The organism is Edaphobacter aggregans DSM 19364, assembly GCF_000745965.1.
GTDB classification, from domain to species: domain Bacteria; phylum Acidobacteriota; class Terriglobia; order Terriglobales; family Acidobacteriaceae; genus Edaphobacter; species Edaphobacter aggregans.
This window is the reverse complement of record NZ_JQKI01000188.1, coordinates 1-8578: the sequence shown is the minus strand read 5'-3', so window position 1 is coordinate 8578 and position 8578 is coordinate 1. Positions and strand designations below refer to the sequence as shown.

The following is an 8578-nucleotide window of genomic DNA, read 5'->3' as shown; positions in this document are numbered from 1 at the left end:
CCTCCCGGCAAAGCGCATCGCTACTTCTTCAAACTGTATGCGCTTGACGCTAAGCTGGATTTGAAGACCGGCGCCAGCCGGCAGGAGCTAGAACGCGCCATGAAGAGACACGTTTTAGCGCAGGCGGAATGGGTGGGCACATTCAGGCGATAGCCAGGCTTCCTGGTCGATGACATGCATCGACGCGATGATCAGCGAGCAGTTACAATTTCCTGCCGACCGCACACACCCCGCCTTTCGACACGTCGGTGAACACTTGAACATCTGCGAAACCCGCTCCTACAAGAAGGCCATGATGTTCATTCGGAGTGAGCAGCGTCATTCCTGTCTTCGGAGCATATTTCTCCACTATCCTCGACATCGCTGCCTTCCCGCCCTTGTGCACCTCGGCAATCACGACGAACATCCCGCCCGGCTTGACGACGCGCAATACCTCAGGCACATCGCCTGCCAGATCGAGCCAGAAAAAGTGCGTTTCGACAGCAGCGACCAGGTCGAATGTGTCATTCGCGTACGGCAGTTGCGATACCAAGCTCTCACGGATCTCTACACGATCAGCCTTGATCAACTTCGCATTTACTTTCGACGCCACGCGTACGCTTCCTGCGGAGTGATCGATCCCATACACCATTCCCAAGCCGGATGCGCCGCCAGCTTGGCGATGGTTTGGCGTGTTGAGTTACCCGGTCTCTATCTACCCGGTGTCACGTGTGAAGGCGCGGGGGAGATCGCCATCGCAGTCGATTGCTCAGGGCCGATCAACGCGCGTCAGCTAGGACTCTTTGAGACGGAGATTCGCTCCATCCTCGAAGGTCAACGACCGAGCCGGGTACATGTGCTCTACTTCGATACCGAGGTCCATAAGGCCGTGGTCTATCAAGCAGGACAGCCGATCATGCTTACTCCGATTGGCGGAGGAGGGACGAACTTCGCGCCCTGCTTCCGGTGGTTGGACGAGCGCGGTATTGTGCCGCAGACGCTGGTTTTCCTTACAGACTTATGCGGCACATTCCCCGGAGAAGGTCCTGCCTACCCAGTATTGTGGGCCCCCACGGAGTCGCGCTGAGCGCCATTCGGGCAAGTGATTCCAATGGAAGCGGCTTAGCAAAGAGCCTCCCAGCTAACCAGTGCATCTGCTCTCTGCAACTCGTTATCGACAACTACTCAGGCATGCCTTTCACCTCTGGAACAGAACTGCCCGTGACGTAGTGATTCCGTAGCCCTCCCCTATGAAGAGCGCTCACCTCGTGCTTTCTCCTCAACTACTAACATTAAGTTGACGATGCCAAAGTTTGCACCAGAACCCTCGGCAGCTGGCAGCTTAGAGGATTTCCATCAGTCTGGCTCGCGGTTCCGTAGTGCGTCCCTCCAACGAGGCGCCAAAGCCAAACCGAGACCGGTGACGAGAAGGCTACGGAGCCGTCGTACTATCGCGAGAGTAAAACCGGCAGCCGCAGGCAAGCCGACCATTTTGAAAATGAGAGCGTTTGCGCCCTCGGCAGCACCCACGTGGCCTGGAATGAAGAAGAACGCCAGGACTACAAACTTATCGGCGGCTTCTATCACGAAGGGATGAAGGGCGGGAAAAGGCTGGCCGATAGACCGCAGTAGTACGATCAGTTCCAAAACCAGAAGTGCTTGTGCAGCGAACTCGACTGCCAATATGGATAGGAACCGCAGGGGTCGATCGCGAAGAACTTCGAACAAAAGGTCCTCGGTGTCAGATACATCCTTCTCGTCAAAATGCAGGTACTTTCGGATCACTGGAAGACGGCTAACTTCCTTGACTAATATGCCGATCAAGTAGACTCGGCACAAGATCGCACAAACTGCGGCGAGCAAGAATATACCCGCTACCAATACAACGATCTTCACCACAACTGATGCCGGACGTGAAAGATCGAAGTTGTTGAGCAGGTACGTGAGACCAGCTATGGCAAAGGCAGCCGATGTAAACATGTAGATCAGATATTCTGCAACGGTCGCGGCCGTGGCGCTCTTTGTGCTAAGGCCCCGTCTCCGCAGAAGCCACACTTTTGCAGGCTCGGCCAGAAAGGGTCCGCTTGATGTTATGAACTGGATTGCTTCGCCAGAAAGTCTGATCCTTACGACATCCCAATATGAGACATGCTTGTGGTCAGCTATACATTCCCAATAAGCGCTTGCACGGATCAGCTGATAACCAAGATAGATCACGGTGATCAAAGCGAAGTACCAGCCCACCCGCACCACGTGGGAGGAGATTTCAGTGGCACCCAACTGGACGAAAAGATAGACGAACAAAACGCAGCCGAAAGAGAGCATGGTGATGCGATAGACTTTCGGGTGCTTCGCACTATTGGTCACGTGGGATGTGGCAAAGATGCCTCACTGACCCACAGAATACTCCTGCATAACTCCTAAGACCAGTCTCGCCCGCATCAACAGACTGAGCGAGCCATCTCAGCACTCTCCAAGGCAATCGATCGCGGATTTCTGTGCGCCTCTGTCCTGTCGAGAGACCCCTGGTTCGATCCCTTGCGATCATGCTCAGGCTACATTGAGCTCATGCAAAAGGCCGAATACCGCCGCAGCGAGACGCACGCCTCGTTTCTGGCAGCAGGCGGTTAGCAAGTAATCAGTATTGCTTGAGACCGTGTGGAGAAATTCCAACTGGAGGTCGATGATTACGGGCGAAAGACCCACAAACCAGAGGGTGTTCTCAAACCATGCTTTCAGGGCAAACCACTCACCGAGTTGCTCGAATCTAACTGTCCATAACCTGGTCATCGCGTATGGAGCGAACGCTGATGGCCGGGTGTCGGACAATACGGGAGTACGGGTGCAGGCAGACCAGAGTTTTGGAGGGTCACTGAGCGTTTGAGATGAATCTCTGGCCCCAGACTGATTAACATCGCCCACCTGATTCACAATAGCGATTCGCCTCTGAAAGGTACTGTGTCCAATCCGTCGCGATGCCGCGTTGGGCCGTGGCTAGCGGCACGCGCCCGGCTCGTACTTCGTCGGCCAGGTAGTTCTCTACGCGATCCTTGACCTTGAAATAGCGGTTTTCGAGTACCGTCGCATTCGGGCCGCATTCCGTCCAGATATTTCCCATGCCGTCCGCACCGCCGAGTTCCAACGGCACCAAGTGATCCAACTCACATACTTGATTGTCGCCAGAATTGCCCCGAGGCTTTTGTATGCCGTACCAGGAGTATGCCAAGTGCTTCTCCTGCTCGCTGGTTTCGCAATTGCGGATGCAACGAGTTCTCCATTGAGGGTCACGGAGGACATTTACTGTCACGGACGGATCAATCCCGCGGGTGTGCAACGCGGATCAGGAATCGGATAGCCTTTTCGGTCGAAGGCGTGCAGCTGTTACTAGCAGGTTCCTGCCATTGACGAAAATATTCCGAGCTGCATGTGATTTCAAGATCTCCGCAGGACTGATCGTGCGGCCGTGCCCTCTCTGATCGGGCACTCGACTCACGCCGGCGAGGACGTTCCGCCGCGCGATCACGGTGGGACATTTCTGGTATGGGTAGCTCTGCTATCGAGTGCTGCCTCGGCCGCGGAGGAGTCTGCTGCTGCCAAATCAGGAGAATGATCACCAACAGGAACACCAGCAGGGTAACAAGAGTGGGAACCGCGGACCTACGACGCTTCATTCCTTTCCACGCTAGCACAGCGAGCTGAGGAACATGGCGCGCCGGCTCGTATCTCTACTTGAGCAGAACCACATGATGGAATCCCGTCAAAGGAGGGAACGGTGTTCTTATGCCAGCCCATTGCCGACGTGTTGATGGCTCGTGGAATCGAAGACGTCGATTCCTTGCTTGAGCAACCTTCGTGGAATCATCTCCCAGATCCTTTTTCGATTCCGTCGATGGAGAAAGCCGCGGCTCGTGCACTTGACGCTATCCGGAATCGCGAACGCATCACCATTTTTGGCGACTACGACTGCGATGGCGTCCTTGGAGCCCACATCTTACGCAGTGTGCTGAGTGGTCTGGGAGCAACAGCAAGAACATCTCTGCCTCACCGGGATGAGGGCTACGGTCTTAGCTCACCCACAGTTCATCGTTTTTCGTGCAGCGGAACAGACTTGCTTATCACGGTCGATAACGGCATCAACGCCCGGAGTGCCGTGCAATTGGCACAGCGGCTAGGAATCGAGGTCATCGTGATCGATCACCACCGCATCCAGGATCAGGCGGACACCACTGCGGTATGGTCTGATGGGTTCTGCGGAGCGGGCCTGGCCGCGATGTTTGCGTGGGCGCTCGCGCTGAAGGCGGGCTGGAATGATACGAAGATTGAGCGCCTGCTATCCGGGTGCAGTCAATATGCAGCGATCGCTTCGATCGCCGACTGTGTGCCGCTGCTGCTTGGCACACGAACGCTCGCCAGGCTGGGTCTCGCCGAACTCTCCCGATCGAGACACAAAGGACTGCAAGAGTTGCTGAAAACCTCTTGCACTGATCCATCTCAACCGGATTCCCGCGACGTGGCCTTCGGCGTCGCCCCCCGGATCAACGCCGCCGGCAGAATGGCTCATCCGGCGGAGGCGCTTGCCGTGTTTGAGGCGGCACTCGACGAAGAGGCTGCACGGCAGAGCGTCGACAGGCTCAATCATTTGAATCTGGAACGCCGGCGCACCGTCAAACTGCATTTTGAAGAGCTCGTCGAGTCGGTCGAGCCTCAAGCCGAGCTGCCCTAAGCGCTACCTATGTCGCGGACGAGACTAATGAGGGTCGTCGCTGGATCTTCCAGGATGTGCATCCGGGAGGCGCGGCTTCGCTCGCCGCAATCGAGCCGGGTGACATTCTGTTGCGGGTTGGCGCAGAGGAGATCATTCCTCCAAAGCATCCTACTTTCGCGATGGGGGAAACGACAGAGGTTACGGTTCTGTCTGCCGACGGCGAAGTGCGTACGAGAAGCGTCACGGTCGCTCGGCCCAAAGGCGAGAAACTGCATTTTGTCGAACCAAAGCTTGTTGTCAGCAATCGTCTTCAAGATGGCATTGGCTACCTGAAGGTGGTCATGTTCCCAGGAATGGTAGGCGTAGAAGTTGCCAATGCGATATCGAACCAGGTGGAGCAGTTGGGCGATGTAGAACGCCTAATTATCGATCTTCGCGGTAACACGGGTGGAGGAATCGGAGCGCTGCGCGTGATGAGTTTGCTGACTCCCAAGCAGATTCCAGTCGGATTCGCGCTCGATAGAAAGTCCGCGCAACAAAACATCGCGGACGCAAAGAGCAGCTTCTGGCGCTTCGACAGGATTCCAGCCTCGAAGAACAGGCTATGGCTACTCGCGCTGCGCTATGCGCCCACGCTCGTCAAGAAATCTCCCATCGTCCTTGAGACCGAAGGGCTGGGAAACAAGCCTTTCCATGGAAGGGTCGTTCTCCTGGTTGACCGGCACACAGCCAGCGCCGCTGAAATGATTGTCGCCTTCGCACGGGAAAACTCGCTCGCCGTAATCGTCGGTGAAAAGACAGCAGGTCGACTTCTATCAGCCACCTCCGCAAAGGTCGGGCATGGCTACCGCTTAGCATTTCCCACGGGGGCGTACTACACCTGGAAAGGGTCAGCTCTCGAAGGCACCCCGATCGAGCCGGACCAAAGCGTTGCGTTCGATTGGCGCGAAGCTCGTCGTGGCAACGACCCGCAATTGAAACACTGCATCGCGCTCCTCGAGAAGAATCTGACTTTATAGAGCTCGTTGCAATGGAATGCTGCCACTGAGTGCAAGATTATGGCTCTTCCGCACATTTGGTGATGATGACCTAAAAATCACTAAGAAGGCGCAAACCTCAGAGCCCGCCGCCAGAGCTGTATGTCTGCGACCTTATAAGACGTCTGAAATCACCAACAGATTAGCGGGTTTGCGAGCAAATGAGCAGTATCACCAAATGTGCGGATGAACCAAGATTATGCTGCCACTGGCAACATTCCCAATGCATAATTATCCTGCCGCCCGGTGCAATCCAATCTTGTCATTCAATCCGAATCGGTCTCGATTGCGAAATCCAGCTGTCTGCGGCCTCCGGTCAGAGTAAAACGGGCAGTAAGGTGCGGATTGCCCGTTAGAACGAAGCCGCTGGCGCGGCGGACGCTGCCGCGTGGGTGTCCCCGAGCATTGATGCCGATGTAGGGTGTGGGTCACGAGGAGGTTCCCGTGACCCATCTACGCAAAATCATGCTGGAAGAACTCCAGCGCCGTAATTACTCCGCGTCTACCACACGCTATTACATTCGCCATGTAGAAGCTTTTGCCCGGCACTTCCAGTGCTCCCCCGACCGCCTGGGCCCGCAGCATATTCGGGAGTATCAAGCTCACCTCTTTACAAGGCAGAAGTTGTCACCCGGAGCGGTAACGAACCATCTGTGTGCATTGCGGTTTTTCTACATCCAGACGCTTAAGAAGCCGTGGAGCATTGCCGATACTCCGTATCCCAAGAAGACCCATCGTTTACCGGGGATTCTCAGCCAAGAAGAAGTGGCGCAGCTCATCGACGCCGCGCACACTCCTTTTCATCGCACTCTGCTCATGACCCTCTATGCCACTGGCGTTCGCAACGCCGAGCTGACTCGCCTGAAGATCAGCGACATCGACAGCCGGCGGATGGTGATTCACATTCAAGGCGGCAAGGGACGTCAGGATCGGGATGTGATGCTCAGTCCTAAACTTCTCGAGGAACTTCGCTCGCACTGGCTGCGCTTGCGGAGAAAATCCAGCATTTGGCTCTTCCCCGGCAACCGTTGGCACAGCGGGGATCTGCCCATCGATACCAAAACTCCGCGTCATGCCTGTCAGCAAGCTGCCCAGCGGGCTGGCATCAAGAACAAGGTTTATCCCCACGTGCTTCGTCACTGCTTCGCAACCCATTTGCTGGAAGCGGGCGCCGATCTCTACACCATTCAGATCCTGCTAGGCCATCACGATCTAAAAGAGACCGCCATCTACCTGCACCTTTCGCAACGCCACCTCCATGCCACCGCCAGTCCCCTGGACTCGCTCAAGTTGAATGCATGCTCACCGCAGGAGGAAATCGATGAGTCGGCCACTGTTTGAGGTGGCCGATTTGATCCGCAGCGCAGGTACTGCATTCGTCGAGCGCAATCGCAAGTGGATTCGATGGCAGCACATTAAAGTGCTACTGGCCATCGCCCGCTGTCGCACATCCGCACTCGGCGGACATATCGATGCATGCACCCGCTGCGGCCATCGCGCCACCATCTCCTACAACAGTTGTCGCAATCGCCACTGCCCGAAGTGTCAGACGGCGGCCCGCGAACTCTGGATCGAGGCGCGGCGCCGCGAACTTCTCCCCATCCCCTACGTCCATGTGGTCTTCACCCTGCCCTCGCAACTAGCTATGCTAGCCCTGCAGAACAAGAAGATCATCTACGACCTACTGCTCCGCGCCAGCGCAGAGACTCTTCTCGAAGTAGCTCGCGATCCCCGGCTTCTCGGTGCAGAGATCGGTTTCTTCAGCGTGCTACACACCTGGAATCAGAAGCTCGGCATCCATCCCCACGCCCACTGCGTCGTTCCCGCCGGAGGGCTTTCGCTCGATCACACCCACTGGATTCCATCCCGGCCCCGTTACTTTCTCCCTGTCGAGGTGCTCCGAGAGGTATTCCGCGGCAAGTTTGTTGACGGTCTTGAACATGCCTTCCGGCAGCATCAACTCCACTTCTCCGGCGATCTGTCTCTGCTCGTTCAGCCGAAGATATTCGCTTCCTGGGTACGCACACTATTTCGCAAGCACTGGGTGGTCTATTCGAAACCACCCTTCGGAGGCCCCGAACATGTGCTGCAGTACCTGGGACGCTACACCCATCGCGTGGCCATTTCCAACCATCGCCTTATCGGGTTCGAGAACGGCCAGGTCATCTTTCGGTGGCGGGATTCGGCACACCACAACAAACAAAAACGCATGACCTTATCCCTCGATGAGTTCCTGCGCCGCTTCCTTCTGCATGTGCTCCCAAAAGGCTTCGTCCGTATCCGCAACTTCGGGTTCCTCGCCAACCGTCGGCGCTCCATTCTGTTGCCCCTATGCTTGCAGGTACTGGGCGCGCTTCAACAATCGGAGATACAACCAACATCGGCTCCGAAGCAATCCCGCCCACTCCGCTACTGCCCCAAGTGCGGCGGCCCTATGGTGGTCGTCGAAAGAATCTCCACGATCCAGATGCAACCACGTTCTCCACCACTGCTCCTCACCGCCGCCGCATGAAGTCATCGAGCCCATCTCGGAAACTCCGCGTGCTTCACCACGCTCAGCCCACGTGTGCTCCTCCATCTAATCCATCGCTTCTTTTCACGACCTTCTATGCGCCAGTAGCTACCACTTTCCGGCCCTCACCGACTCTCCTACCTCTGCTCCTCCAATCTCCTCCTCAATTCGCGAATCCAAACGTGTCCCGCTTCGCCCACACTGCATTCAAAACCCATAATTCCTGCAGCCTCACCGCATCCGCCGCGCCAGCGGCTTCCTTCTGACGGCTTTATCGAACGCGCACCAAAACCCTGCGCTCTCAACTTGGCCCCGCATGGCGCGCCTCCGATAAAGCACTAACGT

The 8578-nt window shown here is 56.4% G+C and carries 9 protein-coding genes; 6 read left to right on the top strand and 3 right to left on the bottom strand.

Going from position 1 to position 8578, the window contains the following annotated elements; genetic code table 11:
- Window positions 1-153, top strand: a 153-nt coding sequence (locus Q363_RS47060) for a YbhB/YbcL family Raf kinase inhibitor-like protein (protein ID WP_425387799.1), incomplete at its 5' end; no start/stop codon positions are given.
- A 49-nt stretch (window positions 154-202) separates the two neighbouring features.
- Here Q363_RS47060 and Q363_RS28790 read toward each other — a convergent pair.
- A complete protein-coding gene (locus Q363_RS28790) occupies window positions 203-631 on the bottom strand; it encodes a class I SAM-dependent methyltransferase (RefSeq protein ID WP_051979480.1) in 429 nt (142 codons plus the stop codon).
- Between the two features lie 30 nt (window positions 632-661).
- On the opposite strand from Q363_RS28790, the gene Q363_RS28785 reads away from it, so the two are divergent.
- The gene (locus Q363_RS28785; protein WP_035357584.1) at window positions 662-1066 is read left to right on the top strand and encodes a VWA-like domain-containing protein; all 405 of its coding nucleotides are present in this window, start codon (window positions 662-664) and stop codon (window positions 1064-1066) included.
- 269 nt (window positions 1067-1335) lie between these two features.
- Here Q363_RS28785 and Q363_RS28780 read toward each other — a convergent pair whose 3' ends face one another.
- A complete protein-coding gene (locus Q363_RS28780) occupies window positions 1336-2346 on the bottom strand; it encodes a lysylphosphatidylglycerol synthase transmembrane domain-containing protein (RefSeq protein WP_035357583.1) in 1011 nt (336 codons plus the stop codon).
- A 541-nt stretch (window positions 2347-2887) separates the two neighbouring features.
- Entirely contained in the window at window positions 2888-3205 is a 318-nt protein-coding gene (locus Q363_RS28770; RefSeq protein ID WP_051979479.1) for an HNH endonuclease, read from the bottom strand.
- A gap of 579 nt (window positions 3206-3784) precedes the next feature.
- Between Q363_RS28770 and Q363_RS28765 the strand changes: the two genes are divergently transcribed.
- The 4 genes from Q363_RS28765 to Q363_RS28750 all read left to right on the top strand — a co-directional run bounded on the left by Q363_RS28765 (window position 3785) and on the right by Q363_RS28750 (window position 8233).
- Window positions 3785-4702: a DHH family phosphoesterase gene (locus tag Q363_RS28765; RefSeq protein ID WP_342667470.1), complete on the top strand. Its 918-nt coding sequence runs from the start codon at window positions 3785-3787 to the stop codon at window positions 4700-4702.
- Window positions 4703-4758: 56 nt separating this feature from the next.
- Window positions 4759-5703 (top strand): S41 family peptidase, encoded by a 945-nt coding sequence (locus Q363_RS28760; RefSeq protein WP_035357575.1) that lies wholly within the window; start codon window positions 4759-4761, stop codon window positions 5701-5703.
- A 462-nt stretch (window positions 5704-6165) separates the two neighbouring features.
- Window positions 6166-7062 (top strand): tyrosine-type recombinase/integrase, encoded by an 897-nt coding sequence (locus Q363_RS28755; RefSeq protein ID WP_035355592.1) that lies wholly within the window; start codon window positions 6166-6168, stop codon window positions 7060-7062.
- Window positions 7043-8233, top strand: coding sequence for an IS91 family transposase (locus Q363_RS28750; RefSeq protein ID WP_035355595.1), 1191 nt, complete (start codon window positions 7043-7045; stop codon window positions 8231-8233). Before Q363_RS28755 ends, Q363_RS28750 begins: the two co-directional genes overlap by 20 nt.
- Window positions 8234-8578: the final 345 nt, after the last annotated feature.

Bases quoted from the DNA above. Each gene is read 5' to 3' on its own strand.
- Q363_RS28750 (WP_035355595.1), top strand. From the start codon at position 7,043: ATGAGTCGGCCACTGTTTGAGGTGGCCGATTTGATCCGCAGCGCAGGT.
- Q363_RS28765 (WP_342667470.1), top strand. From the start codon at position 3,785: ATGGCTCGTGGAATCGAAGACGTCGATTCCTTGCTTGAGCAACCTTCG.
- Q363_RS28785 (WP_035357584.1), top strand. From the start codon at position 662: ATGGTTTGGCGTGTTGAGTTACCCGGTCTCTATCTACCCGGTGTCACG.
- Q363_RS28790 (WP_051979480.1), bottom strand. From the start codon at position 631: ATGGTGTATGGGATCGATCACTCCGCAGGAAGCGTACGCGTGGCGTCG.